Annotated in this window: 23 protein-coding genes and 1 riboswitch; of the genes, 15 read left to right on the forward strand and 8 right to left on the reverse strand. The window is 70.4% G+C overall.

Translation table 11 applies throughout. The features are described 5' to 3' along the window. Positions 1 to 164: 164 nt before the first annotated feature. The 7 genes from cobW (at position 165) to AC5LXX_RS08420 (ending at position 8,356) form a co-directional block, all read left to right on the forward strand. Positions 165 to 1,253: a cobalamin biosynthesis protein CobW gene (gene cobW, locus AC5LXX_RS08390; RefSeq protein ID WP_493409171.1), complete on the forward strand. Its 1,089-nt coding sequence runs from the start codon at positions 165 to 167 to the stop codon at positions 1,251 to 1,253. Between the two features lie 6 nt (positions 1,254 to 1,259). Next, the gene (gene cobN, locus AC5LXX_RS08395; protein ID WP_493409172.1) at positions 1,260 to 5,066 is read left to right on the forward strand and encodes a cobaltochelatase subunit CobN; all 3,807 of its coding nucleotides are present in this window, start codon (positions 1,260 to 1,262) and stop codon (positions 5,064 to 5,066) included. Next, positions 5,063 to 6,139 carry a magnesium chelatase ATPase subunit I gene (locus AC5LXX_RS08400; RefSeq protein ID WP_493409173.1) on the forward strand — a complete coding sequence of 359 codons (1,077 nt, stop codon included), beginning with the start codon at positions 5,063 to 5,065 and terminating at the stop codon, positions 6,137 to 6,139. The genes cobN and AC5LXX_RS08400 overlap by 4 nt, the downstream gene beginning before the upstream one ends. Before the next feature lie 140 nt (positions 6,140 to 6,279). Further along, positions 6,280 to 6,816, forward strand: coding sequence for a vWA domain-containing protein (locus AC5LXX_RS08405; RefSeq protein WP_124452004.1), 537 nt, complete (start codon positions 6,280 to 6,282; stop codon positions 6,814 to 6,816). A gap of 62 nt (positions 6,817 to 6,878) precedes the next feature. Beyond that, positions 6,879 to 7,331, forward strand: coding sequence for a YaiI/YqxD family protein (locus AC5LXX_RS08410; protein WP_493409174.1), 453 nt, complete (start codon positions 6,879 to 6,881; stop codon positions 7,329 to 7,331). Between the two features lie 94 nt (positions 7,332 to 7,425). Further along, positions 7,426 to 7,998: a DUF1993 domain-containing protein gene (locus AC5LXX_RS08415; protein ID WP_493409175.1), complete on the forward strand. Its 573-nt coding sequence runs from the start codon at positions 7,426 to 7,428 to the stop codon at positions 7,996 to 7,998. A gap of 31 nt (positions 7,999 to 8,029) precedes the next feature. Continuing rightward, entirely contained in the window at positions 8,030 to 8,356 is a 327-nt protein-coding gene (locus tag AC5LXX_RS08420; RefSeq protein ID WP_493409176.1) for a low molecular weight protein tyrosine phosphatase family protein, read from the forward strand. A 27-nt stretch (positions 8,357 to 8,383) separates the two neighbouring features. Here the strand turns inward: AC5LXX_RS08420 and AC5LXX_RS08425 are convergent, their stop codons facing one another. Then, on the reverse strand, positions 8,384 to 8,806 hold the full coding sequence (locus AC5LXX_RS08425) for an NUDIX hydrolase (protein WP_493409177.1): 423 nt from the start codon (positions 8,804 to 8,806) through the stop codon (positions 8,384 to 8,386). Positions 8,807 to 8,955: 149 nt separating this feature from the next. Then, a complete protein-coding gene (locus AC5LXX_RS08430; RefSeq protein ID WP_493409178.1) occupies positions 8,956 to 9,216 on the reverse strand; it encodes a hypothetical protein in 261 nt (86 codons plus the stop codon). Positions 9,217 to 9,494: 278 nt separating this feature from the next. Between AC5LXX_RS08430 and AC5LXX_RS08435 the strand changes: the two genes are divergently transcribed. The 4 genes from AC5LXX_RS08435 (at position 9,495) to AC5LXX_RS08450 (ending at position 14,070) form a co-directional block, all read left to right on the forward strand. Then, entirely contained in the window at positions 9,495 to 10,658 is a 1,164-nt protein-coding gene (locus tag AC5LXX_RS08435) for a CaiB/BaiF CoA transferase family protein (RefSeq protein WP_493409179.1), read from the forward strand. A 102-nt stretch (positions 10,659 to 10,760) separates the two neighbouring features. After that, entirely contained in the window at positions 10,761 to 12,062 is a 1,302-nt protein-coding gene (locus tag AC5LXX_RS08440; protein WP_493409180.1) for a CitMHS family transporter, read from the forward strand. Positions 12,063 to 12,099: 37 nt separating this feature from the next. Continuing rightward, on the forward strand, positions 12,100 to 13,266 hold the full coding sequence (locus tag AC5LXX_RS08445) for an acyl-CoA dehydrogenase family protein (RefSeq protein ID WP_493409181.1): 1,167 nt from the start codon (positions 12,100 to 12,102) through the stop codon (positions 13,264 to 13,266). Between the two features lie 60 nt (positions 13,267 to 13,326). Continuing rightward, positions 13,327 to 14,070 carry an IclR family transcriptional regulator gene (locus tag AC5LXX_RS08450; protein ID WP_493409182.1) on the forward strand — a complete coding sequence of 248 codons (744 nt, stop codon included), beginning with the start codon at positions 13,327 to 13,329 and terminating at the stop codon, positions 14,068 to 14,070. 78 nt (positions 14,071 to 14,148) lie between these two features. Here the strand turns inward: AC5LXX_RS08450 and AC5LXX_RS08455 are convergent, their stop codons facing one another. Both AC5LXX_RS08455 and AC5LXX_RS08460 read right to left on the reverse strand, forming a co-directional pair. Further along, the gene (locus tag AC5LXX_RS08455; protein WP_493409183.1) at positions 14,149 to 15,504 is read right to left on the reverse strand and encodes a chitinase; all 1,356 of its coding nucleotides are present in this window, start codon (positions 15,502 to 15,504) and stop codon (positions 14,149 to 14,151) included. Between the two features lie 240 nt (positions 15,505 to 15,744). Then, on the reverse strand, positions 15,745 to 16,647 hold the full coding sequence (locus tag AC5LXX_RS08460; protein WP_493409184.1) for a LysR substrate-binding domain-containing protein: 903 nt from the start codon (positions 16,645 to 16,647) through the stop codon (positions 15,745 to 15,747). Between the two features lie 94 nt (positions 16,648 to 16,741). Here AC5LXX_RS08460 and AC5LXX_RS08465 point away from each other — a divergent pair, with 94 nt between their 5' ends. Further along, positions 16,742 to 17,947 carry an MFS transporter gene (locus tag AC5LXX_RS08465; RefSeq protein WP_493409185.1) on the forward strand — a complete coding sequence of 402 codons (1,206 nt, stop codon included), beginning with the start codon at positions 16,742 to 16,744 and terminating at the stop codon, positions 17,945 to 17,947. A gap of 6 nt (positions 17,948 to 17,953) precedes the next feature. Here AC5LXX_RS08465 and cobJ read toward each other — a convergent pair whose 3' ends face one another. From cobJ to cobG, 4 genes are read right to left on the reverse strand one after another with little or no spacing between them, the layout of a single operon-like run. Then, the gene (gene cobJ, locus AC5LXX_RS08470; protein ID WP_493409186.1) at positions 17,954 to 19,663 is read right to left on the reverse strand and encodes a precorrin-3B C(17)-methyltransferase; all 1,710 of its coding nucleotides are present in this window, start codon (positions 19,661 to 19,663) and stop codon (positions 17,954 to 17,956) included. Continuing rightward, complete coding sequence (locus tag AC5LXX_RS08475) at positions 19,660 to 20,394, reverse strand: precorrin-2 C(20)-methyltransferase (protein WP_493409187.1); 735 nt, start codon at positions 20,392 to 20,394, stop codon at positions 19,660 to 19,662. Before AC5LXX_RS08475 ends, cobJ begins: the two co-directional genes overlap by 4 nt. Beyond that, a complete protein-coding gene (locus tag AC5LXX_RS08480) occupies positions 20,391 to 21,017 on the reverse strand; it encodes a precorrin-8X methylmutase (protein ID WP_493409188.1) in 627 nt (208 codons plus the stop codon). The genes AC5LXX_RS08475 and AC5LXX_RS08480 overlap by 4 nt, the downstream gene beginning before the upstream one ends. Beyond that, positions 21,010 to 22,374: a precorrin-3B synthase gene (gene cobG / locus AC5LXX_RS08485; RefSeq protein WP_493411104.1), complete on the reverse strand. Its 1,365-nt coding sequence runs from the start codon at positions 22,372 to 22,374 to the stop codon at positions 21,010 to 21,012. Before cobG ends, AC5LXX_RS08480 begins: the two co-directional genes overlap by 8 nt. A gap of 107 nt (positions 22,375 to 22,481) precedes the next feature. Then, a riboswitch (cobalamin riboswitch) is annotated at positions 22,482 to 22,672 on the reverse strand. A gap of 202 nt (positions 22,673 to 22,874) precedes the next feature. On the opposite strand from cobG, the gene cbiE reads away from it, so the two are divergent. Genes cbiE through AC5LXX_RS08500 form a run of 3 tightly spaced genes read left to right on the forward strand, consistent with a single transcriptional unit; the run spans position 22,875 to position 25,980 of the window. Continuing rightward, positions 22,875 to 24,164 (forward strand): precorrin-6y C5,15-methyltransferase (decarboxylating) subunit CbiE, encoded by a 1,290-nt coding sequence (cbiE, locus tag AC5LXX_RS08490; RefSeq protein WP_493411105.1) that lies wholly within the window; start codon positions 22,875 to 22,877, stop codon positions 24,162 to 24,164. Continuing rightward, positions 24,164 to 25,252, forward strand: coding sequence for a cobalt-precorrin-5B (C(1))-methyltransferase (locus tag AC5LXX_RS08495; RefSeq protein WP_493409189.1), 1,089 nt, complete (start codon positions 24,164 to 24,166; stop codon positions 25,250 to 25,252). Before cbiE ends, AC5LXX_RS08495 begins: the two co-directional genes overlap by 1 nt. After that, positions 25,249 to 25,980, forward strand: a complete 732-nt coding sequence (locus AC5LXX_RS08500; RefSeq protein ID WP_493409190.1) for a cobalt-precorrin-6A reductase — start codon at positions 25,249 to 25,251, stop codon at positions 25,978 to 25,980. Before AC5LXX_RS08495 ends, AC5LXX_RS08500 begins: the two co-directional genes overlap by 4 nt. Positions 25,981 to 25,989 lie beyond the last annotated feature (9 nt).

Below are 25,989 nucleotides of genomic sequence, written 5' to 3' on the forward strand. Positions count from 1 at the left end.
CGACCGTTCGCAAGGAAGCGTCATGTCCGATTCGTTGTTCCGCCCGTCGTGCGGCCGTCCGCGCGGATCACGCGGCGATCTTCCTGCGCTTCGCCCGATGAATTGCCTCGCCGCCACCGACGCGACGATCCCGTCCTGATTCCCTCTTCGACACCGGACCTACCATGACCCTACGCAAGCTTCCCGTCACGATCGTCACGGGCTTTCTCGGCAGCGGCAAGACGACGCTGATGCGCCACATCCTGCAGCACGCCGAAGGCCGCCGCATCGCGGTGATCGTCAACGAATTCGGCGAACTCGGCATCGACGGCGAGATCCTCAAAGGCTGCGGCATCGGCTGCGAGGATGCCGACGGCGCGCAGGGCGAAGCGGCGGGCCAGCTGTACGAACTCGCGAACGGCTGCCTGTGCTGCACCGTGCAGGAAGAGTTCTACCCGGTGATGGAAGCGCTCGTCGAGCGCCGCGCGGACATCGACCACGTGCTGATCGAGACGTCGGGCCTCGCGCTGCCGAAGCCGCTCGTGCAGGCGTTCAACTGGCCGACGATCCGCAACAGCTTCACGGTCGATGCGGTCGTGACCGTCGTCGACGGGCCGGCCGCCGCGAGCGGCCAGTTCGCGGAAAACCCGCAGGCCGTCGACGCACAGCGCCGCGCCGATCCGAACCTCGACCACGAATCGCCGCTGCACGAACTGTTCGCCGACCAGCTGTCGTCCGCCGATCTCGTGATCGTGAACAAGGCCGATCTCGTCGGCGACGCGAAATTCGCGCAGATCGAAACCGCGATCCGCGACGAGATCCCGCCGCAGGTGAAGATCGTGCGCGCGACGCGCGGCGAGCTCGATCTCGCGATGCTGCTGGGCCTCGAGTCGGCATCGGAAGAAACGATCCACCTGCGTCACGACCATCACGGCTCGGCCGACGACGGCGATCACGATCACCATCACGACGATTTCGACTCGGTGGTCGTGTCGGGCGACGCCGGCACGCGCGAAGCGACGATCGCCGCGCTGCAGCGGGTCGTCGAAGCGCACACGATCTATCGCGCGAAGGGCTTCGCCGCGCTGCCCGGCGCGCCGATGCGGCTCGTGATCCAGGGTGTCGGCCGCCGCTTCGACAGCTATTTCGACCGCCGCTGGCAGGACGGCGAAACGCGTGCGAGCCGCTTCGTGCTGATCGGCGAGGATCTCGACGCGGCCGCGCTGCAGCGCGCGTTCGACGCCGCGTGCGCGGCCGAGCCGCAACAGGCGTAACGCACGATGCATCTGCTGCGCACCACGCCGGGCGGCTTCGTCGACGATACGCAGGGCGTCGTCCGGATCGACCAGCAGCCGGCCGACATCGTGATCCTGAGTTCGGCCGACACGACGCTGTCGCTGCTCGCGAGCGTCGTGCCGCAACTGCCGGCCGGCTTCCCGAGCGTGCGGCTTGCGAACGTCACGTTCCTGCGCCAGCCGGCGTCGGTCGATTTCTATGTCGACGACGTGCTGCGCCACGCAAAGACGGTCGTGATCGACCACCTCGGCGGCGAAGCGTATTGGCCGTACGGGATCGAGCAGGCCGTGTCGCTCGCGTCGAAACGCGGGCAGCGGCTCGCGATGTTCTCGGGCGACCTGCAGGAAGATCCGAACCTGGTCGCGAAGAGCACCGTCACGCCGGATCTGTGCCGGCTGTGGTGGCGCTATCTGCGCGAGGGCGGCGCGCACAACGCCGGCGCACTGCTGCGCAGCATTGCATTCCACACGCTCGGGTTCGGCGACGAACCCGAGCCGCCGCGCCCGCTGCCGGCCGCCGCGCTGTATCACCCGGCGCGCGACCGCGCGAGCGTCGACGACTGGCGGCCGCGCTGGACGCCCGGCGCGCCCGTCGTCGCGATCCTGTTCTATCGCGCGCACTGGCAGGCCGCGAACACGGCCGTGTTCGACGCGCTGGCCGACGCGCTGATCGACGCAGGGCTGAATCCGCTGCCGGTCGCGGTGACGTCGCTGAAGGATGCGGTGAGCCGCGAGGTCATCACGCAGCTCTGCGACACGCACGGCGTCGCGCTCGTGCTGAACACGACCGCGTTCGCGGCCGGCGCGATCGACAGCCCCGAACCGGACGTGCTTGCCGGCGACGCGCCGGTGCTGCAGGTGATCCTGTCCGGCGGCAATCGCGATGCGTGGGTGGCCGACAACCAGGGCCTGCACGCGCGCGACATCGCGATGCACATCGCACTGCCCGAAGTCGACGGGCGCATCGTCACGCGCGCGGTGAGTTTCAAGGGGCTCGCGTATCGCTGCCCGCATACCGAGGTCGACGTCGTGCGCTACCAGCCGGACGCCGAGCGGATCTCGTTCGTCGCGGCGCTCGCGCGCGGCTGGTGCCGGCTGCGCACGCTCGACAACGCCGACAAGCGCGTCGCGCTGATTCTCGCGAACTATCCGCAAAGCGAAGGGCGGATCGGCAACGGCGTCGGGCTCGACACGCCGGCGTCCGCGCTGCGCGTGCTCGCGGCGCTGCGCGACGCGGGCTACGCAGTGGCTGACCTGCCATCCGACGGCGACGCGCTGATCGCACGGCTCACCGAAGGCGTGACCAACGACACGGCCGTGCATGCGCTGCGCCCGGCGTTCCAGAGCTTCCCGCTGGCCGACTACGTCGCGCGTTTCGCGCGGTTGCCGGCCACCGTGCGCGACGCGCTGAACGAACGCTGGGGGCCGCCCGAAGCCGACCCGACGCTGCGCCACGGGCGCTTCACGATCGCCGGCTGGCGCGCGGGCAACGTGTTCGTCGGCATCCAGCCGTCGCGCTCGCGCGGCGAGAACGACTACGCGAGCTACCACGACGCGGATCTCGTGCCGCCGCATGCCTATCTCGCGTTCTATTTCTGGCTGCGCGACGCGTACCGGATCGACGCGGTCATCCATCTCGGCAAGCACGGCAACCTCGAATGGCTGCCGGGCAAGAGCGTCGCGCTGTCCGACGCATGCTGGCCCGACCTCACGCTCGGGCCACTGCCGCACCTGTATCCGTTCATCGTCAACGATCCGGGCGAGGGCAGCCAGGCGAAGCGCCGCGCGCAGGCCGTGATCGTCGATCACCTGATGCCGCCGCTCACGCGCGCCGAAAACTACGGCCCGCTGCAGGACCTCGAGCGACAGGTCGACGAATACTACGAAGCGCTGATGGTCGATGCGCGGCGCGCGAAACTGCTGCGCAAGACGATCCTCGCGACGATCGCCGAACATCGTCTGCATGACGAACTGAGCGTGTCGCCGCCGCGCGATGCGGGCGACGAGGATGCGCTGCTGACGCGCGTCGATGCATGGCTGTGCGAACTGAAGGAAGCGCAGATTCGCGACGGGCTGCACGTGTTCGGCCTGTCGCCGGCCGATCGCCAGCGCCGCGACACGCTGCTCGCGCTCGCGCGCTTTCCGGTCGGTGACGGCAAGGGCCCGCGCGCCGGGCTGATCGGCGCGCTCGCGCGCGATCTCGCGCTCGGCGACGACTTCGATCCGCTCGCGGCCGACTGGGCCGCGCCGTGGGTCGGCCCGCGCCCGGCGATCCTGCAGGCGCTCGACGCATCGCCATGGCGCCATGCGGGCGATACGCGCGAGCGGCTCGAACGGCTCGCGCAGCAATGGCTGGACGGGCTGTGCGCGCCCGACGGCAACACGGGCGCCGACGCGACGCCGCCTGGCGCATGGCCGCATACGCTCGCGGTGATCGGGCGCGTCCGCGCGACGCTGCTGCCCGCGCTCGACGCGTGCGGCGGCGAGGAAATGCGCCAACTGCTGCGCGGGCTCGACGGCCGCTTCGTGCCGCCGGGGCCGAGCGGCTCGCCGTCGCGCGGCCGCCCCGACGTGCTGCCGACCGGCCGCAACTTCTACTCGGTCGATACACGTGCCGTGCCGACCCAGGCTGCATGGTCGCTCGGCCTGAAATCCGCGCAGCAACTGATCGAGCGCCATCTGCAGGATCACGGCGACTATCCGCGCGCGATCGGCCTCTCGGTATGGGGCACGGCGACGATGCGCACGGGCGGCGACGACATCGCGCAGGCATTCGCGCTGCTCGGCGTGCGGCCGAAATGGGCGCACGGCAGCCATCGCGTGACCGACTTCGAGATCCTGCCGATCGAGATCTTCGACCGGCCGCGCATCGACGTGACGCTGCGCGTGTCGGGCTTCTTCCGCGACGCGTTCCCGAACCTGATGCACCTGTTCGACGCGGCCGTGCAGGCCGTCGCCGCGCTCGACGAGCCCGAGGAACTGAACCCGATCCGTGCGCGCATCGAGCGCGAACGCGCGAAATGGGTCGCGCAGGGCGTGGCGCCCGACGAAGCGCGACGCCGCGCCGGCTGGCGCGTGTTCGGCGCGCGGCCGGGAAGCTACGGCGCGGGCCTGCAGGACCTGATCGATCAGCGCCGCTGGCAGACCGACGCCGATCTTGCCGATGCGTACCGTCAGTGGGGCGGCCATGCGTATGCGCAGAACAGCGCGGGCGACGCGGCGGCCGACGTGTTCGGCGAGCGGCTCGCGACGATCGACGTCGTCGTGCAGAACCAGGACAGCCGCGAGCACGACATCCTCGATTCGAACGACTACTACCAGTTCCAGGGCGGGATGACGGCGGCCGTGCGGCACCTGTCCGGGCAGCAGCCGAGCATCTATCACGGCGACCATGCGAATCCGGTCGCACCGAAGATGCGCACGCTGCGCGAGGAAATCGCACGCGTGATCCGCTCGCGCGTCGTCAACCCGAAATGGCTCGACGGCGTGAAGCGGCACGGCTACAAGGGTGCGGCGGAAATGGCGGCGACCGTCGACTACCTGTACGGCTATGACGCGACCGCGCGCGTGCTGTCCGACCACCAGTACGCGCTCGTCGCCGACGCGTACCTGTTCGACGACGCGACCCGCGCGTTCCTCGAAAAGCACAACCCGAAGGCGCTGCACGGCATCTGCGAACGCTTCGTCGAGGCAATGCAGCGCGGCCTGTGGCAGCAGCCGAGCGACTATCGCGAGCGGATCGAAGCGGTCTGGCTCGCGAGCGAACAACTCCAGGAAGGGGGACGGCGATGACCGATCCGACGACGCACCGCGCACGCGCGGTTTTTCCGTTTGCGGCGCTCGTCGCGCAGGACGCGCTGCAGCAGGCACTGTTACTCGCCGCGATCGACCCGTCGCTCGGCGGCGTGCTCGTGAGCGGGCCGCGCGGCACCGCGAAATCGACCGCCGCGCGCGGCCTGGCGGAACTGCTGCCTGAAGGGCAATTCGTCACGCTGCCGCTGTCGGCGAGCGACGAGCAGGTGACGGGCACGCTCGATCTCGCGCATGCGCTGGCCGAAAACGGCGTGCGCTTCCGGCCGGGCCTGCTCGCGCGTGCGCACCTCGGCGTGTTGTACGTCGACGAAGTGAACCTGCTCGCCGACGGGCTCGTCGATACGCTGCTGGACGTCGCCGCGAGCGGCGTGAATATCGTCGAGCGCGATGGCGTGTCGCACGCGCACGACGCGCGCTTCGTGCTGGTCGGCACGATGAATCCCGAGGAGGGCGAGCTGCGCCCGCAACTGCTCGACCGCTTCGGGCTGATGGTCGAACTGGAGAACTGTTTCGACGCCGCGCAGCGCGAGCGGATCGTGAAGGCACGGCTCGCGTTCGATCTCGATCCGGATGCATTCCGCGCCCGTCATGCATCCGCGCAGCGCGAACTCGGCAACCGGATTCATGCCGCGCGTGCGCGGCTGGCGACGCTGGATTTCGACGATGCGGTTCATGCGCGCGTCAGCGCGCTGTGCATCGACGCGGCCGTCGACGGGCTGCGCGCCGATCTCGTGATGCTGCGCGCCGCGCGCGCACTGGCCGCGCTCGAGCAGGCCGATGCGGTGACGGTGTCGCATGTCGAGCGTGTGGCGGAAGCGGTGCTGCGGCACCGGCGCCATGCGGGTACGCCGCCTTCGCACGGATCGTCGCAACAAGACGGTGAACGCGACGATCGTTCGCCGCCGGATGCGCGCCAGCAGCGCGACAACCGACAGGGCGAGACACAAGGCGATGCATCGGCATCGCAGGGCGACTGGGGCTACCTGCCGCCCGAGCCGGCCGGCCTGCGCGACGTCAAGAGCGTGGTGCCGCTGCCGCTAAAAAAACGCTGAGCCATCGAGCCGGCGCCGCCGCGAACGCCGTTCGCGGTCCTCGATGGCAGACAGGCGCAGCCGCGCGCGTACCGGGTGCGGCACGCGCCGGCACGGCCGTCGCGTGGCCGGCGACGCTCGCCGCGAAACGTGTCGGCAAGCTGCATCACGATCATCTGCGCTTCCGGAAACGCGCGGGCACGCCGCATGCGCTGCATTGCTTCGTGCTCGACTGTTCGGCGTCGATGCTGTCGCACGACCGGCTCGCGCTCGCGAAGGGGCTGATCGTCGCGTATTTCGACCAGGCCGCGCGCGACCGTGTCGAAACCGCGCTGATCTGCTTCGGCGGTCAGGGCGCCGCCCGGCGATTCGGCCCGGCCGTGCCGCGCTGGTGGAATGCGCGCTGGCTCGAACCCGTAGACGGCGGCGGCGGCACGCCGCTCGCGGACGGCATCGCGGCCGCCGCGCAACTGCTCGCGCGCGATGCGCGGCGCGCGCCCGGCAAGCAGCGCTGGCTGTGGGTGCTGTCCGACGGGCGTACGCGCGAGACGCCGGCCAAGCCCGCGGCGGCCGATCACGTCGTATTCGTCGACTTCGACGATGCGGCCGTGCGGATCGGGCAGGGCGCGCGGCTCGCCGCCGCATGGGGCGCGCAGTGGACGACGGCCGACGCGCTTCGCACGGATCTTGCGGGCTGATGGCCGGCCGGCGGTGCGTTATGATCGCCGCTTCTGCTTTCTTCCCACTGGAACAACCCGCCATGCAAGTACTGGTCGATGCCGACGCGTGTCCCGCCGTCATCAAGGACATGCTGTTTCGCGCCGCGCGTCGTGCCGAAATCTGCGTGACGCTGGTCGCGAACCAGTTCCTGCGCACGCCGCCGTCGCCGTTCATCAAGGCGATCCAGGTGCCGGCCGGCTTCGACGTGGCCGATGCGCGCATCGTCGAACTGGCGGAAGCCGGCGACCTCGTGATCACGGCCGACATCCCGCTGGCCGCCGCCGTCCTCGACAAGGGCGCGCATGCGCTCGACCCGCGCGGCAACTGGTTCAGCCGCGAGAACATCGAGGAGCGCCTGTCGACGCGCGCGATGATGGACCAGTTGCGCAGCGCGGGCATCGACACGGGCGGGCCGGCGCCGTTCAGCGCGCGCGACGGCAAGGCGTTTGCGTCGCAGTTCGACCGGTTCCTGGCGCGGCACGGCAAGCCGTAATTAGCGGCACGTTGTGGCGAGCCGGCCGAGCCGGGATGCGGTTTTCCGCCGACGCTGATATCGTGGCACGAACCCCCAACACAGGAGTGCACGCGTGTCACCGACCCAACTTCTCGTTCCCACCTATACGCAGATGCTGCGCGCACAATCGGCGTGGCTCGACAAGGCCGTCGCGCACCGCCAGGCTGCGGGCGGCGAGCCCGATGCGGTGATGACGCTGAAGCTCGCGCCCGACATGTATCCGCTCGCCGCCCAGGTGCGGTTCTCGTGCTTCCAGGCGATGGAGCCCGTCTACCGTCTGCGCGGCGAAGCGCTGCCGGCGGCGCTGCTGGCATTGCGCGAGGCAGGATGGAACGCGGATGCGCAGCCCGGCTCGCCGGACGACGCGCAGGCGATCATCGCCGGCACGCTGGCCTTTCTCGGCGAACTCGCGCCGGACGCGCTCGACGGCGGCACCGCGCGGCCGATCGCGCTCGAACTGCCGAACGGGATCGCGTTCGACATGACGGGCGAACAGTACGCACGCGACTGGGCGCTGCCGCAGTTCTACTTCCACGCGATCGCCGCGTACGCGATCCTGCGCCATCACGGCGTCGAGCTCGGCAAGGCCGACTACGTGCCGCACATGCTCGCGTACGTGCGGCCCGGCACGATTCCGCAAGGTTGAGCGGGCCGTCATCGGGGCACCGCGACGCGACATGACACGGGCACTGTTCATCTGCGGCCGCAACCGGCTGCGCAGCCCGACGGCGGAAGCCGTGTTCGCCGCATGGCCCGGGATCGAGACCGACTCCGCGGGCCTCGCGCCCGACGCGGATGCGTGGCTGTCCGCCGAGCAGCTCGACTGGGCCGACATCGTGTTCGTGATGGAGCGCGCGCACAAGGCACGGCTGTCGACGCTGTTCGGTGCGCACCTGAAAGGCAAAAAGATCGTCTGCCTCGACATTCCCGACCGCTACGCGTTCATGCAGCCCGAACTCGTCGTGTTGCTCGAACGCAAGGCCGGCCCATTCCTGCGCGAGTGACCGGCACCGGCTTGGGCGGCACCGCCGTCAACGAAGCGGGCCGTTCACGATCGCCGAAAAACAGTCGAGACGCAGCAGCTCGATGATCTTGCGCGTCGGCACGCTCGCATGGAACGTATCGAGCCGGTCGACGGTGAACCACTTGCAGCGCGCGATCTCGTTGCTCGCGCGCGGCGTCAGGTGCGCGGGCACCTCCGCCACGAACACGTGATGGAGTTTCGTCAGCCCGCCGAACTGCACCGCATAGTCGAGCGCGAGCCCCTCCAGCCGCGTTTCTTCGGCGAGCTCCCGCTGCGCGGCTTCGAGCGGCGTCTCGCCGCGCCGGATCGTGCCGCCCGGCAGCGACCAGCGCGATGCCGGGCGGGCGACCAGCAGCACGCTGCGGCGCTGGCGGCACACGATCGTGGCGCGTTCCTTGGTGACGGCGAGGGTATCCGGCCCGGTGCTCATGTTCGGCAAACAGGTGCTGAATCGTGGAGAAGGTGCACACCGGCGGCCGGTAGTCCGGCAGCGGGCCGCGGCGGCGTACAGGCCGCCGCACGGATGTTACCGGCCGTTCGTGACAGTTCCGTGCACGGCGCAGCGCGCCGGGTGCCGCATCACGCGTGTGTGTAGATCCCGCTGCGCACCGGCTTCGCGTGGCGCGAATGGCGACGCGTGTGAACGGCGCGCCGATGATATGGCGATGCCGCCGTCGCGTGCCGGCGCGCAGGCGCGGGCCGGGAGGTGGGTGCACCGGCTTGCGGTGCGGCGCCCGGCATCCCGGTTTGTCCCTCGCCAAAGTGAAAAGTCTGATTTTCCGCGTGCGCGACGCCGAGCGTCGATGCCAGCACGAAGGCCGCCAGCCACATCCGTTTCATGAAAATCCCGCCTTGCTTTTGTCAGTTGAACGTCGTCCGCCAGCTTAGCGAAGGGCGGGGCGCCACCGCAACCGGCCCGCGTTCGGTGCCGTCCCCACTTGCGATCGGCGACGTTATCCGCCCGGCAGCCGGGTGCATCCGGGCTTGACAACATAATTCCTGAGTGTGAATATAAATTCACATACAAGAATTATTTTGTCGAATTCGGATGGTTGCGCGCCAGGAGCGCCGACCGCCGGAACCGGCAGTCCGATCAACCGGAACCAGGAGCGGGACGCATGGCGGAACACGAGCAGCAGGGCGCGCTGGCGGGATTGCGCATCATCGACCTGTCGCGGGTGCTGGGCGGCCCGTACGCGACGCAGATCCTCGCCGACCACGGCGCGGAGGTGATCAAGGTCGAACCGCCGTCCGGCGACGAGACGCGTACCTGGGGGCCGCCGTTCGACGGCGACACCGCGTCGTATTTCCTCGGCGTGAACCGCAACAAGCTCGGCATCGCGCTCGACCTGACGCAACCGGCCGACCGTGAGCGGCTGCTCGGCCTGCTCGAGCACGCGGATGCCGTCGTCGAGAACTTCAAGATCGGCACGATGGAGCGCTGGGGGCTCGGTTTCGATGCGCTGCACGCGCGGTTTCCGCGCCTCGTCCATTGCCGCGTGTCGGGTTTCGGCGCGGACGGCCCGCTCGGCGGGCTGCCCGGCTACGACGCGGCCGTGCAGGCGCTCGCGGGGCTGATGAGTGTCAATGGCGAAGCAGGCGGCGCACCGCTGCGCGTCGGCGTGCCGATCGTCGATCTCGTCACGGGGCTGAACGCGGCGCTCGGCGTGCTGATGGCGCTGCGCGAGCGCGATGCGAGCGGCCGCGGCCAGTTCGTCGAATCGACGCTGTTCGACTGCGCGCTGTCGATCCTGCATCCGCATACGCCGAACTACTTCCATTCTGGCAACGCGCCCGTGCGCACCGGCAACGCGCATCCGAACATCACGCCGTACGACAGCTTCCCGACGGCGGGCGTCGACATCTTCCTGGCGGTCGGCAACAACGGGCAGTTCGCGGCGCTGTGCGACGTGCTCGGCACGCGCGGCTGGCTCGACGATCCGCGTTTCGTCGACAACCGCGCGCGCAGCGCGAACCGCGCTGCACTGCGTGCACTGCTCGAAGCGGCGCTGGCCGCCCACGACGGTGCAGCGCTCGCCGAGCAGCTGATGCGTCGCGGCGTGCCGTGCGCGCCGGTACTCGGGCTCGATGCGGCACTCGATCATCCGCATGTCGCGCATCGGGAGATGAAGGTCGAGCTGGGCCGGCATCGCGGCATCGCGTCGCCGATCAAGCTCGGCCGTACGCCGGCGACGTACCGCCGGCCGCCGCCCGCGCTGAACGAACACGCGGCGCAGGTGTTTGCGGACGACGACAACCACAACGACCACCACCGGGACTGACCGGCATCGCGGCCGCCGGCCGCGCAGGCCGGCACGCCATCACTCGGACATCCCGCCGGCTCGCGCACGAACGACGCATGCCGGCTGAAGAGGAGACGCATCATGCTCGCATGGATCGGCGCGATCGCCATCGTCGCGCTGTTCGGCCTGATCATCACGAAGCGGCTGTCGCCGCTCGTCGCGCTGATCGTCGTGCCGGTGGTCGCGTCGCTCGCGGCCGGCTTCGGATTGGCGACCGGCAAGTTCATCGTGCACGGCGTACAGAACATCGGCCCGATCGCCGGCATGTTCGTTTTTGCGATTCTATTTTTCGGAATCCTCACTGATGCGGGGATGCTCGACCCGATCATCGCGGGCGTATTGCGCGTGATCGGCTGCCATCCGCCGCGCATCGTGATGGGCTCGGCGCTGCTCGCGCTGCTGATCCACCTCGACGGCTCGGGTGCCGTCACGTTTCTCGTCACGCTGCCGGCGATGATGCCGCTCTACACGCGGCTCGGGATGGACCGGCGGATTCTCGCCTGCGTCGCGTCGATGGCGGCCGGCGTCAACTTCCTGCCCTGGGTCGGGCCGATGCTGCGCGCATCGGCGGCGCTGCATATCCCCGGCTCGGTGATCTTCACGCCGATGATTCCGGTACAGATCGTCGGGCTCGTGTTCGTGTTCGGCACCGCATACGTGCTCGGCGTGCGCGAGGCGAAGCGGCTCGGGCTCGACCGTGCCGGCGCGGCGTCGCTGGCGATCGCGCCGCGCGAGCTGACCGACGCCGAACGCGCATTGCGCCGGCCAGGCCGGTTCGGGATCAACGTCGCGCTGACGCTCGTCGTGCTCGTCACGCTGGTTTCGGGCATCGTCGACCCGATGGTGATGTTCATGCTCGGCACGGTCGCCGCGCTCGTGATCAACTACCCGGACGTGCAGGCGCAGCGCGAGCGGATCGACGCGCACGCGAAGGCCGCGCTGATGATGGCGAGCGTGCTGCTCGCGGCCGGCGCGTTCACCGGCATCATGTCCGGCACGGGGATGCTGAAGGCGATGGCGGAAGTCGTCGTCGCGAACGTGCCGGTCGAGCATGCGCGCCACATGCCGTTCGTGCTCGGGCTGCTGTCGATGCCGCTCAGCCTGCTGTTCGATCCCGATTCGTTCTACTTCGGCGTGCTGCCGGTGCTCGCGGAGAGCGGCAAGCTGCTCGGCGTGCCGCCGATCCAGATGGCGCAGGCCGCGCTGCTCGGCCAGATGACGACGGGCTTTCCGGTGAGCCCGCTGACGCCCGCGACGTTCCTGATCGTCGGCCTGACCGGCGTCGAGCTCGCCGAGCACCAGAAATTCACGATTCCGTTCCTGTTCGCCGCCACCGTGCTGATGGTGTTCGCCGCGGTCGCGACGGGCGTGTTTCCGCTATGAACGGCCGAGCCGTTCACGTTCCCCGGGAGAGCAGTCCATGCAGTTCGACCTGACCGACGACCAGCGCGCGATCGAAAGCGCGATCGAGAAAATCTGCGAGCGCTTCGGCGACGACTACTGGCTCGAACGCGATCGTGCGGGCGGGTTTCCGGCCGATTTCCACGCGGCGCTCGCCGAAGCCGGCTGGCTCGGCATCGCGATGGACCCGGCTCACGGCGGCGCCGGGCTCGGGATGACCGAGGCCGCGCTGATGATGCGCACGATCAGTGCATCGGGCGCCGGCCTGTCCGGCGCGTCGGCCGTGCACATGAACATCTTCGGGCTGAACCCGGTGCAGGTATTCGGCAACGACGCGCAGAAGGCGCGCTTCCTGCCGCCGCTGATCGCCGGGCGTGACAAGGCGTGCTTCGCGGTGACGGAACCCGACGCAGGCCTCGACACCACGCACCTGACCACCCAGGCGCGCCACGACGGCGACGACTACGTGCTGAGCGGGCGCAAGATCTGGATCTCGACCGCACAGGTCGCGAACAAGATGCTGATCATCGCGCGCACGACGCCGCTCGACCAGGTCGCGAAGCCGACCGACGGGCTGAGCCTGTTCTATACCGACCTCGATCGTTCGCGCGTCGAGGTGCGTGAAATCGAGAAGATGGGCCGCAAGGCGGTCGACTCGAACATGCTGTTCATCGACAACCTGCGCGTGTCGCGCGACGACCTGATCGGCAACGAAGGCGACGGCTTTCGCTATCTGCTGCACGGGCTGAATCCCGAGCGGATCCTGATCGCGGCGGAGGCGATCGGGCTCGGGCAGGCCGCGCTGCGCCGCGCGACGCAGTATGCCTGCGAGCGCGTCGTGTTCGGCCGGCCGATCGGGCAGAACCAGTCGATCCAGCATCCGCTCGCACAGGCATGGATGCAGCTCGAGGCCGCGTGGCTGATGGTGATGAAGGCCGCGACGCGCTACGACGCGGGCCAGTCGTGCGGCGCGGAGGCGAACGCGGCGAAATACCTCGGCGCGGAAGCTGCGTTCCAGGCGTGCCAGACGGCCGTCGCGACGCTCGGCGGCATGGGCTACGCGAAGGAATACCATGTCGAGCGCTACCTGCGCGAGTGTATGATTCCGAGGCTCGCGCCCGTGAGCCCGCAACTGATCCTGTGCTACATCGCGGAGAAGGTGCTCGGGCTGCCGAAGTCGTACTGACCTGACCGACCCGGCGGCCCGCCCGGCGCGCGGTTTCCCGTTCCGATTCAAACGCTCGCCATGGACGTCAAACTCGTTGCCCGCACGCTCGACCTGTTCGAGCTGTTCGCCGCCGAACGGCGGCCGCTGCCGCTCACCGAACTCGCGCGCCTGCTCGACGTGCCGCCGTCGAGCTGCCTCGCGATGGCGCGCACGCTCGTGAGTCGCGGCTATCTGTACGAAGTGCGCAAGCGCGGCGGCTACTACCCGACGCGGCGCCTACAGACGATCGCCGCCGCGATCGACGCGACCGATCCCGTCGTCGACATCGTCCATCCGCATCTCGTCGCGCTGCGCGACGCGAGCCGTGAGACGGCCGTGCTCGGCAAGATCCACGGCGTGTCGGTCACGTATCTCGACGTCGTCGAGTCGGAGCAGGCGATCCGCTATACACGCCAGCCGGGCGAGCTGCGTCCGCTGCACGCGAACTCGATCGGCAAGGCGATCTTCGCGGAACTTACCGGCGACGCGCAGCAGGCGCTCGGCGCGCAACTGCCGTTCGAACGCTTCACCTGCGCGACGGTGGCCGACCTGCCGGCGCTCGTCGCGCAAACCGCGCGGTTTCGCGAACTCGGCTGGGCCGAGAACTTCGGCGAGAGCGCGCCCGAACTGTCGGCGATCGCGGTCGCGCTGACGCTCGACGGCGACTGGTACGGGCTGTCGGTCGTCGGGCCGACCGAGCGGATCCGCCAGCATCGCGACACGCACGCGGCGCTGCTCGTCGACGCGAAGGCGCGGCTGCTGGCCGAGCACGCGCGCGGGTAGGGCGGGCCGCCCGCCGGCGCGCGATCCTGCCGCGCCGGAAGCGACCCGCCGCGCGTCACACGCGAGCGCGTCGCGACATCACGATTTCACCCACACGCCGCCCGCGCTCGGGTTGTCGCCCTGCGTCCACCATTTCGCGCAGTACTTCGCACCCTGGTACATCACGCAGGTGCCGCCCTGGTAGGCGGTCGTCGCCGACCACACCGGCGAGCCGCCGCCGACCGGCTTCCACACGGCCGCCTGGCCGGGTACGTCGCCCTGCGTCCACCATTGCGCCTGGTAGGTCGTGCCCTGGTAGGTGACCGTCGCGCCGGCCGTATAGACCTGGCCGGCCGCCCACGGTGCGCCCGGCTGCGGCGTGCCGCCGCCAGAGCCGCCGCCGTAGTTCGGATCCTGCGTGACGCCCGCGCCCCACTTGCCGTCGAGCTGCTTGAAGATCGTCGCGAACGCGTACGGCTGCTGCGCGACGCCCGAGCAGGTCGGCGACGCATACGTGCCGCCCGATGGGCACGCCTGGTCGCGGCCGACCGACCAGTTGCCGAAGAAGCCGTAGCCGTTGCTGACCGCAGCGTTCAGCACGCTTTGCGCATTCGCGAGCGTGAAGGTTTCGCCCTGCACGTCGTTCACGCCGATCATCGGCGTGACGCCGACCATCTGCCACAGCTGCGCATTCGTCTTCGGCCGGCCGGCCGACTTGAACGCCGTGTCGAGCTGCGAATACAACGCCTGCGCGGCGCTGATCGCGGCGGCGCCCATGTCGATGTTCGCGGGGCCGTAGTCCATCGCCATCACGTTCACCGCATCGAACGCGGCCTGGTTGGAAATCGCCGCATTGACGACGTTCAGGCCGTCCTGCGTGAGCCCGGTCGGCATCGTCGGCAGCGTCAGCGTGACGTGCAGCGGCTTGCCCTTCGCCGCATAGTCGGACTGCAGCTGCGCGACGGCCTGGAAGTTGCGCGCGACCGCGGCCGTGTCCTGCTGCGACGCGCCCTCGATGTCGAAATCGATATGCGTGAGGCCGTACGTATCGATCACGATCTGGTAGGCGCTCTTCAGCGCGGGGACCGTCGAGCACGCCTGCATCAGCGGCGTACCGTTCGCGCCGCCGAACGACACGGCGACTTCGCCGCCTTTCGCACGGTAGCTCGCGATCGACGTCGACAGCGCGGTCAACAGGCCGCCGCTCGCGCCGTTGCCGATCGGCTGCACGCCGCCCCACGACGGCACGCAGCCGTTGCCCGCGACCACGAACGCGAGCGTGAATTGCTGGATGCCTTGCCGGACGCCGATCTGGTCGACGAGCGGTGTCGGATAGAGCGTCACGTCGACGAAGGGCGCATAGACGCCGGCGCCCTGAGACACGCTCGCCACTGCAAGCAGACAACCCGCGGCAACGGCACGCGGGATGAAACGCGGCAACACATTGTTGTTCATTGTGTTCTCCAAGTGGAAGAGGGATACGCTGGCCTGCGTATCGCCGCCGGTCGGGCGACCGGGCATGCCCGGCCGGCGGCGTGCCCATCTTGGAGGATTCGCGACGAATAGTGAATGCTTAGGTATTCTTTTTGTTATTTGATTTCCGATACGTAACGATCTTGCCGATTCGACACCGTTGCGCAACGCGCGAGGCGGGTGAATTTCCCGATCGGCACGCTGCAGCGCGGTACGCGCCGCTTACGTCGATGCAGGCAGCGCCTGCGAGCGAGCCAACGCAACGAAACGCTCGACGCAGGCCGACGAAAACGGCTCGTTCCACGACACGATCTGCTCGACCGCGCGCGTGCCGGCGAGCGGCACGTAGACGACGCCCGGGCGCTGCAGCGTCGCCGTGAAGCCCGGCACGATCGCGATCCCGCGTTCGGCGGCGACCAGCGACACGAGCGTCGCGATCTGCGCGGCAGTGGCCCCGATCCGCGGCGCGAATCCGGCCTGCGCGCACAGGTCGTCCAGCGCGGCGGTCAATGCCGAACCGTAACCGGGCGGAAAGGTCACGAAGGTTTCGCCGGCCAGTTCCGCGACGTCGAGGCTCGCACGGCCCGCGAGCGGATTGCCGGCCGGCACGGCCGCGACGAGCGGTTCGCGCGACACGACGAGCGATGCGACGGGCGTGCCGGGCGCGCCGTCCCACGACCAGCCGAAGCCGACGTCCATCGCGCCGTCGGCGATCTGCTGGCGCTGGCTGGCGGTCGCCGCCTCGCGGAACGCGAGTTCGACGTCGGGCATCGTGCGGCTCGCGGCGCGGATCACGTCGGGGAACGTATCGGACATCGGAATCGAACTCGCGTAGCCGATCACGATGCGCCCGGCGATGCCTTGCGCGATCTTGCGCGCACTTGCCTCGGCTTCGGCGGCCGCGCTGACGACGTGGCGCGCATGGTCGAGGAACAGTTCGCCTTCCGGCGTGAGCCGCACCGCGCGCGTCGAACGCTCGAACAGCCGCACGCCGAGTTCGCTTTCCAGCGCGGCGATATGGCGCGTCAGCGGCGGCTGCGCGATGCGCAGGCGCAAGGCCGCGCGGCCGAAGTGCAGTTCGTCGGCGACGACCACGAAATAGCGGAGGCGGCGCAGGTCGAGCATTGTTGTCGTTCCGGTATCAATGACGATGAAAACGGTATTGGCGTGCGCGCGGCGCGCTCGTCAGACTGTCGTCATCGACGATCAGGCATTTCCGATGAACGACAGGACCACGCGCATCGCGTTCTTTCTCTGCGGCTTCGCCGCGTTTCTCAATCTCTATTCGACGCAGGGCATCCTGCACGAACTCGCGGCGGCCTTCGGCGTCAGCGCGGAGCGCGCGGGGCAGGGCGTGAGCGCGACCACGGCGGCCGTCGCCATTATCGCGCCGTTCGTCGGCGTGCTGGCGGCGCGCATCGAGCGGCGCGTCGCGATCTCGCTGGCGGCGGTGGCCGTCGCGCTGCCGGTCGTGTGGTCCGCGCATGCGGCGGGTTTCGCGTCGTTTCTCGGTGCACGCTTCGCAGCCGGGCTGGTGATGCCGTTCATCTTCGCGCTGTCGATCACATATATCGGCGAACGCTTCGATCGCGGCACGTCGGCCGAGATCGGCGCGCTGTTCGTCGCCGGCACGACGCTCGGCGGTTTCGCCGGCCGTTTCGTCACGAACCTGCTGACGTCGATGTGGGGCTGGCGGCATGCGCTCGACGTCGTCGCTGCGCTGTGTCTCGTCACGGGCGTCGCGATCTACGCGAGCCTGCCGGCATCCGGCGCGGTCGCCCGGCCAGCGCCCGGCAACGATGCGCATGCGGGGCCGTCGTGGCGCATCGTCACGCGCGGCCCGCTGCTCGCGTCGTTCGCGATCGGCGCCTGCGTGCTCGCGTCGCAGGTCGCGACGTTCACGTTCGTCGGCCTGCGGCTTGCGCGTGCGCCGTTCGGCTTCGGCACGGTCGAGATCGGCGCAATCTATGCGGTGTTTCTGGTCGCCGTGATCGTGACGCCGCTGGCCGGGCGCCTCGCGCGGCATCGCGGCCCGCGCGCACCGGGGCTCGCCGCCGCCGCGCTCGCGATCGGCGGCGCATTGCTGACGCTGTCGAACAGCGTGCCGGTGATCCTGGCCGGCCTCGCGCTCAGCTCGACCGCCGTGTTCGTCGAACAGGCGTCGGCCAATACGTTCATCTCGCACGCGGCGGCAAGCGCGCGCTCGACGGCGATCGGCATCTACCTGTCCTGTTATTACTTCGGCGGCAGCCTCGGCTCGATCCTGCCGGTGCCCGGCTGGCATCGCTGGGGATGGGCCGGCTGCGTCGCGTTCGTGGTCGCCGCGCAGGCCGTCGTCGGCGTACTCGTGTACCGGTTCTGGCGCACCGGCGGCACGGCCGGCCTCGCGCATGCCGGCGCGTGCGACGGCACGCTCACGCGCTAGCCGCGATCAGCGATACCAGCGCGGCGTGTAGACCCATTCGCGCGCGTTGCCGATCGCGAAGCGCCGCGTCGTCGACGAACCGACGATCACCATCGTCCGCATGTCGACCTGGTCGCTGCGCAGTGCGCCGAGCGTCGTTGTCGTCAGCGTTGCGCCCGGCCGGCCGATGTCGCGGCCGAGCACGACCACCGTCTCGGCCGCGCGATGCGCGCGCACGACGTCGAGCGCACGGTCGAGCTGCCACGGCCGCGCACGCGAGATCGGGTTGTAGAACGCCATCACGAGATCGGCTTGCGCCGCATGCCGCAGGCGCGTCTCGATCACATCCCACGGCTTCAGGTTGTCCGACAGCGAAATCGCGCAGAAATCGTGACCGAGCGGCGCGCCGGCTTGCGCGGCCGTCGCGAGCGACGCCGAGATACCAGGCTCCACGCGCAGGTCGACCGCGGCCCATTGCGGGTCGCGCGCTTCGTCGAGCGCTTCGAGCACGGCCGCGGCCATCGCGAACACGCCGGGGTCGCCGGACGACACGACCGCGACGCGCCGGCCTTCGGCCGCGAGCTCGAACGCATGGCGCGCGCGCTGCATTTCCTCGCGATTGTCGGTGCCGTGCACGCGCTGGTCGCTGCGGAACGGGCCGGCCATGTTCACGTAGGTCGTGTAGCCGAGGATGTCGGTCGCGTCCGCGAGCGCGGCGCGGGCGGCCGGCGTGAGCCATGCGGCGGCGCCCGGGCCGAGGCCGAGCACCGTGAGGCGCCCGCGCGCGCGGCCGAGCGTGGCGGGATCGACGGGATGCGACGCCACCGCGCATGCAAGGCCTTTCGATGCCGGACGCAGCGTGTGCGCGACACGCAACGTGCGGCCAAGCAGCGTGGCCGCATCGGCAGGCGCGTCGCTGTCGGCATCGACGAAACGCAGCGGCACGTCGAGTGCTCGCGCGGCGTCCTCCAGTGCGGATTCGCCGATCGCCGATGCCGGTGCGACGAGGGCTGCGATTGCGAGCCGCGCGAGACCTTGTCCGGCGAGCAGGGCGTCGATGCGCACGGCGAGCGCTTCGCCGGCGTGCACGGCATCGGCGGCGACGCCAACGACCACGCTGCGCGGATGGATCACGAGTTCGTCGCGTGTGCCGCGCCATGCGTCGGGTGTCACGCGGATCGCATGCGCGGCCGCATCGTCGCGCGGCAGCGCGACATCGTCGAGCCACGCCGCTGCGCCGTCGACGCGCGTCGATGCACCCGCGAGCAGGTCGGACACGAACCGCTTGCCCTGCGCGAGATCGGCGAGCGCATAGCCTGCGGGCGGATTGAGCACGCAGGCGCCGAAGCGCAATTCACCGCTGGTCGTGATGGCCGGCGCGACGCCGACGCATTCGGCGATTTCGCGCGCGATCACGTTGACGCCCGTCAGCCCGCCGAGCAGCGGCACGACGGCCGAGCCATCCTCCGCGACCGCGAGCACGGGCGGTTCGACGCCCTTATCGGCGAGCGCGGGCGCGAGGCAGCGGATCACGATGCCGGCCGCGCACAGCGCGACGATCGGCAAACCGCGCGCATAGAGTTCGCGCAGGTGCGCGCCGAGTTCGTCGAACGGCACGTCGGCGTCGACGCGCGACGCGAGGCCGTGCACGCTTGCGCCCGGATAGCGCGCCTGAATGCGGCGCGCGGTGTCGAGCGCGCCCGCGCCGAGTATCACGATCGCGGGCGGGGTCGTCATCCTTGCCATTTTTCCCCCGGCACGACGAGCAGCGAGAAATACGGCGACGCCATCGGGTCGACCGCGTCGAGCGGCACGATGCGCTGGTTCGACATCGTCGCGCGCTCGACGTACAGCGCGCGTTTCGCGAGCCCGAGTTCGTCGAGCACGCGCCGCACCTTGTCGAAATTGCGGCCGAGCTTCATCACGACGGCCGCGTCGGCCCGTGCAAGCCGCTCGCGCAGCTCGTGTTCGGGCAGCACGCCGGACAGCACCGACAGGCTCTGGTTGCGATAGACGAGCGGCTGGCCGAGCACGGCCGTGCCGCCGAGCATCGCGCAGACGCCCGGGATCACCTCGGTGTCGTAGCGCGGCGCGAGGCGGTCGTGCAGGTACATGTACGAGCCGTAGAAGAACGGGTCGCCTTCGCAGATCACCGCGACGTCGCGGCCTGCATCGAGATGCGCCGCGACGATTTCGGCGGCCGTATCGTAGAAGTCGGCGATCACCGTCTCGTAGCAGAGCGGCGGCGGCAGCGCCTCGGTCGTTACCGGATAGACGAGCGGCAGTTGCGTCTGCCCGTCGAGCAGATGCGCTTCGACGATGCCGTACGCATTGCCTTTCTTGCCCTTCGCGACGAAATACGCGACCACCGGCGCCGCCTGCAGCACGCGCAACGCCTTGATCGTCATCAGTTCAGGATCGCCGGGGCCGACGCCGACCCCGAACAGCCGTCCGCGCGCGGTCGTCATTCGACCTCCGTCGCGAGTGCGTTGACCGCGGCGGCAGCCATCGCGCTGCCGCCGCGCCGACCGAGCAGCGCGACGTACGGCACGCCGCGGCTGTCTGCATCGAGCATCGCCTTCGATTCGGCCGCACCGATGAAGCCGACCGGAAAACCGAGGATCAGCGCGGGGCGCGGCGCGCCGGCATCGATCATGTCGAGCAGGTGGAACAGCGCGGTCGGCGCATTGCCGATCACGACGACGCTGCCCGCGAGATGCGGGCGCCACAGTTCGAGTGCGGCGGCCGAGCGCGTGTTGCCGAGATGGCGCGCGAGATCGGGCACCTCGGGCTCGCCGAGCGTGCAGATCACGCGGTTGGCCGCAGGCAGCCGTGCGCGCGTGATGCCTTCGGCGACCATCCGCGCATCGCACAGGATCGGCGCGCCGGCCGCGAGCGCCGCACGGCCCGCCGTGCCCGCGCCGGCCGAGAAGCGCAGGTCGTAGACGACATCGACCATCCCGCACGCATGGATCACGCGCACCGCGAGTTTCTCGAGGTCGGGCGGAACCTGCGACAGGTCGGCCTCGGCGCGGATCGTCGCGAACGACTGGCGGTAGATTTCCTGCCCGTCGCGAATGTAGTCAAGCATCGGTGGTGTCCTGGCTGTGCCGCGCGCCCGTCAAACGGGCCGCGGCCTGGTCAATCGTCAGATGGCGCGCGAGCGGGGCGCCGAGGCCCTCGGCCGCGTCGCGCCGGTAAAGGTCGTAATGCGCGGGCGCCACCGCGACGAGCGTATGCGTCGCGGGATGCGGCAGCGCGCAGTGGCGTTCGCACCCGGTCAGGTGCACGTCGACCGGCTGGCCGATGCGCGCGGCGAGTGCGAGTGCGTCGCCTTTCGTGTCGGCGCGTGCTTTCGCGCAACCTGCGCTACCGGTGCAGGCGACGAGCGTCGCGAGCGGGTCCGTCTGTTGGCACACGAGGCCAATCGACGCGAGCGCGTCGAGCGTGGCCGCCGCGCGCTCGTTCGGCACACCGTGCAGAAACACGCCTTGCCACGGCGTCATCGACAGCGTACCGTCGCCTTCGGCTTCGGCCAGCGCGGCAAGCTGTTCCAGCTGCGTCGCGTCAAGCCGCCCGAGTATGCATTGCGCGCCGACGTTGCAGCGGGCCGGATCAAGCGCAGGGCGTACGCCGAAACGCAGCTTCGGGTCGGCACTCGTGCGCCGCCAGCCGGCGAGCGCGGGATCGGCCGTGAGCGGGAAGGGAAGGTCGTGCTGCGCGCGGTCGAACAACGCACGTTCGCCGACTGTCGCGAGCACGGCGCGCATCCGCGTTACGTCGGCCGGCGCGAGATCGAGGAACGCGAGCAGCAGTGCGCGGACCAGCGCGACGGCCTGATCGGGCGATACGTCGACCGACGCGGGCCGATCGCCCTCCGCGACAGGCGGGCAGCCGGCCAGCCCGGCCGCGATGCGTACCGCGCCGTCCGCGCGCCGCCACGCGGCGAGCCAGATATCGTGCGGATGATCGAGCGCCGCGACCGATTCGCCGCCGTCGAGCAGGATCGAGAATTTCGGCGACAGCTCGCCGCGGCGCGGCTCGCCGGCCAGCATGTCGAGCAGCGGAATGGCGAGCGCGCGGCTGTCGACGAGTGCGGCGGGATCGTGCCCGGCGAGCGGGCTGAGCAGGATGTTGCGGACGTCGTCGCTCGCGGCAAGCGCGGCCGTATCGGCGCTCGAGTCTGCCGTTGCATCGACGCGCGGGCCGAGTCCCGCGTCGAGCAGGGCGCGCGTCAGCGCATCGGCGGCGCCGTCGCGAATGCCGCGCAACTGGAAATTCGCGCGATTGGTCGCGTCGATCGCGCCGGAGCCGTATTGGCGTGCTGCATCGGCAATCGCGCGCGCCTGGCGCGCATCGAGCCGGCCGCCCGGCAGCTTGATCCGGCACAGCCCGCCGTCGGCGGCCGCGACCACGCGCACGAGCCCCGGGCAAGCCGACGGGCGCACGACGGGCGACGCAGGAATCGAATCGGGGGCGGAACTCAACGGGATACCGGGACAGTGTCGCGCCGCGGCCAACGCATCGGTACACCCCGCCCGACGCCGACTGGCACGCACGCACTTTCTGGCCGGCAGGTCTCCTGGCTGACAGGTCGGCGCCGGCTCCCGGCCTTCCCGGTGAAACCAGTGGCATGAGGGGGAGATCGGCTCGCTGTCTACAGTTGCGGGGGCAGCCACAGCGGCGCGCGGCGCGCCCTGTGTTCCCTCTTCGGCCCCGAAGGGCACCGGCGAACGAACGGCCGTAGGATACCCGATTTCGACCGCGATTCGCGACCGGATGGCCGTTTGCGGCGGGTGAAACGGGCAGCGGCCATGCGCCGGCGGGCCGGCAGATGAAACGCGGGAGCGAACACGGTACCATGCCGTTTTTTGCAATGCGGACGGCAGCGCCGGCGCTTTCACGGCCGGGCGGCGACACGATGGAATCGAACGATGGGGAAGAGTGCATGACGACGTGGTTGACGGTGGTGGGCATCGGCGACGACGGTTACGCGGGGCTCGGCCGCAGCGCACGCCGCGCGCTGCTCGACGCGACGCTCGTGGTCGGCGCGAAGCGGCATCTCGACATGCTGCCCGCGCGGCTGCCGGCCGCGCGCGAAGCGTGGCCGTCGCCGTTCGACCTGGCGGGCGTGCTCGCACGGCGCCCGTCGCCCGTGTGCGTGCTCGCGAGCGGCGACCCGATGCTGTTCGGCGTCGGCGCGACGCTCGCACGCCAGCTTTCCCCCGATGAATGGCGCGCGCTGCCCGCACCGTCGTCGCTGTCGCTCGCGGCCGCGCGCCTCGGCTGGGCACTGCAGGACGTCGGCGCGGTCTCGCTCGTCGGCCGTCCGCTCGCGACGCTCGCGCGGCATCTGCTGCCGGGCCGGCGCCTGTTCGTGCTGAGCGCCGACGGCCGCACGCCCGCCGCCGTCGCGGCCGAACTCGCCGCGCGCGGTTTCGGGCCGACGCGCCTCAGCGTGTTCGAACATCTGGGCGGCCCGCTCGAGCGTCGTCTCGACGGCCTGGCGCAGGACTGGACCGTCGCCGAAACGGCCGCGCTCAACCTCGTCGCGCTCGACTGCCAGGCCGGCCCCGACGCGCCGCGTCGCGCGCTCACGCCCGGCCTGCCCGACGACGCCTATCGCCACGACGGCCAGCTCACCAAGCGCGACCTGCGCGCGATGACGCTCGGCCGCCTCGCGCCCGCGCCCGGCGAGCTGCTGTGGGACGTCGGCGCGGGCAGCGGCTCGATCGGCATCGAATGGATGCGCGCGCATCCGTCCTGCCAGGCGATCGCGATCGAAGCGCATGCGGAACGGCAGCGCTTCATCGAACACAACCGCGACGCGCTCGGCGTGCCGGGCCTGCAGCTCGTCGCGGGCCGTGCGCCCGATGCGCTTGCCGGGCTTGCCACGCCCGACGCGATCTTCATCGGCGGCGGGGCAACGGCGCCCGGCGTCCTCGACGCGTGCTGGGCGTCGCTGAAACCCGGCGGCCGGCTGGTCGCGAACGCGGTCACGCTGCAGGGCGAGCTGGCGCTCGCCGCGTGGCGCGACGCGCGCGGCGGCACGCTCACGCGCGTGTCGCTCGCGCATGCGGAACCGCTCGGCCGCTTCGACACGTGGCGCCAGCCGCTGCCCGTCACGCTGTACGACGTGCGCAAGCCCGACGCGGCCGAGATGGTCGATGCGATCGACGCGGCCGGCTCATTGAGCCCGGCGAGCCCGGCGAACCTGGCAAACGCCACGGACGCGTGATGCGCGACGAAACCCCCGAACAGCCCGCGCCGCTACGGTTCGGCTATACGACCGGCAGCTGCGCGACCGCGACGTCGCTCGCGGCGGCCCGGCTGCTGCTCGCGGGCCACGCGGACGACGCGGTCGAGATCGTGCTGCCGAAAGGGCAGCGCGTGATGATGCGGCTCGAGTTCTGCCGGACCACGGCCGACGGCGCCGAAGCCGGCACGATCAAGGATGCCGGCGACGATCCGGACGTCACGCACGGTGCGCTGATCTTCGCGCGCGTCGCGCTCGCGGCCGCGCCGGGCGTGCGTTTTCACGCGGGGCCCGGCGTCGGCACGATCACGCGCGCGGGGCTGACGCTGCCGGTCGGCGAACCGGCGATCAATCCGGTGCCGCGCCAGATGATGACGACGCACCTGGAAGCGCTGGCGGCCGATCAGGGCTACGCAGGCGGCTTCGACGTGACGATCGGCGTCGAAGACGGCGAGGCGCTCGCGCTGAAGACGATGAACCCGCGCCTGGGGATCGTCGGCGGGCTGTCGATCCTCGGCACGACCGGCATCGTGCGGCCGTTCTCGTGTTCGGCCTATATCGCGTCGATCCACCAGGGCATCGATGTCGCCCGCGCGAACGGCATCGCGCATATCGCCGCATGCACGGGCAACGCGAGCGAGGACGCGATGCGCGCGCACTACCACCTGCCCGACATGGCGCTGATCGAGATGGGCGATTTCGCGGGCGCGGTACTCAAGCACCTGCGGCGCGCACCGGTCGCGCGGCTGTCGATGTGCGGCGGCTTCGGCAAGCTCAGCAAGCTCGCGGCCGGCCACCTCGACCTGCACAGCCGCCATTCGAGCATCGATCTGCCGCTGCTCGCGCAATGGGCGGCCGAAGCCGGCGCGAGCGATGCGCTGCAGGCCGCGATGCGCGCCGCGAACACGAGCCAGGAAGCGCTGAAGCTTGCACGGGCCGACGGCGTGCCGCTCGGCGATCTCGTCTGCGCGCAGGCGCTGCACGTCGCACGCGACATCGTGCCGCCGTCGGTCGCCGTCGAAATGTTCGCGATCGACCGCCAGGGCCGCTTCGTCGGGGAAGCGCGATGAGCGCGCGCATCCTGCTGCTCGGCGGCACCGGCGACGCGCTGAAGATTGCGCGCGCGCTCGGCCCGCATCACGTGTACAGCCTGGCCGGACTCGGCAAGGTGCCCGACGACCTGCGCTGCGACGTACGCGTCGGCGGCTTCGGCGGCGCCGCCGGGCTGGCCGCCTATCTGCGCGATGCCGGCATCGGCCTCGTGATCGACGCAACGCATCCGTATGCCGCGCAAATCAGCGCGAACGCCGCTGCCGCGACCCGCGACGCGGGCGTGCCGCTCTGGGCGCTGCGCCGCGCGCCCTGGACGCCGCAACCGGGCGACGACTGGCGGATGGTCGACGACTGGGTCGGCATCGAAGCCGCGCTCGCGCCGTTCAGGCGGCCGCTGTTCACGCTCGGCCGCGCACCGCTCGCGCACCTCGACACGATTCCGCCGCACCAGTTCTGGCTCGTGCGCTGCCTCGACGCGCACCCCGGCAACGCGCAGGCGCAGATCATCGCCACGCGCGGGCCGTTCACGCTCGACAGCGAGCGTGCGTTGTTCGCGCTGACGGGCATCGACGTCGTCGTCAGCAAGAACAGCGGCGGTGCGGCCACCGAGGCCAAGCTCGATGTCGCACGCGAACGCAGGCTGCCGGTCGTGATGCTGCGCCGGCCGCTGCTGCCCGATGCCGACCGCGCGTTCGACTCGGTCGCGGCAATGCTCGACGCACTCGATCCGGCCGCGCGCGCATGACGCGGCGCG

Source organism: Burkholderia torrens (genome assembly GCF_984668525.1).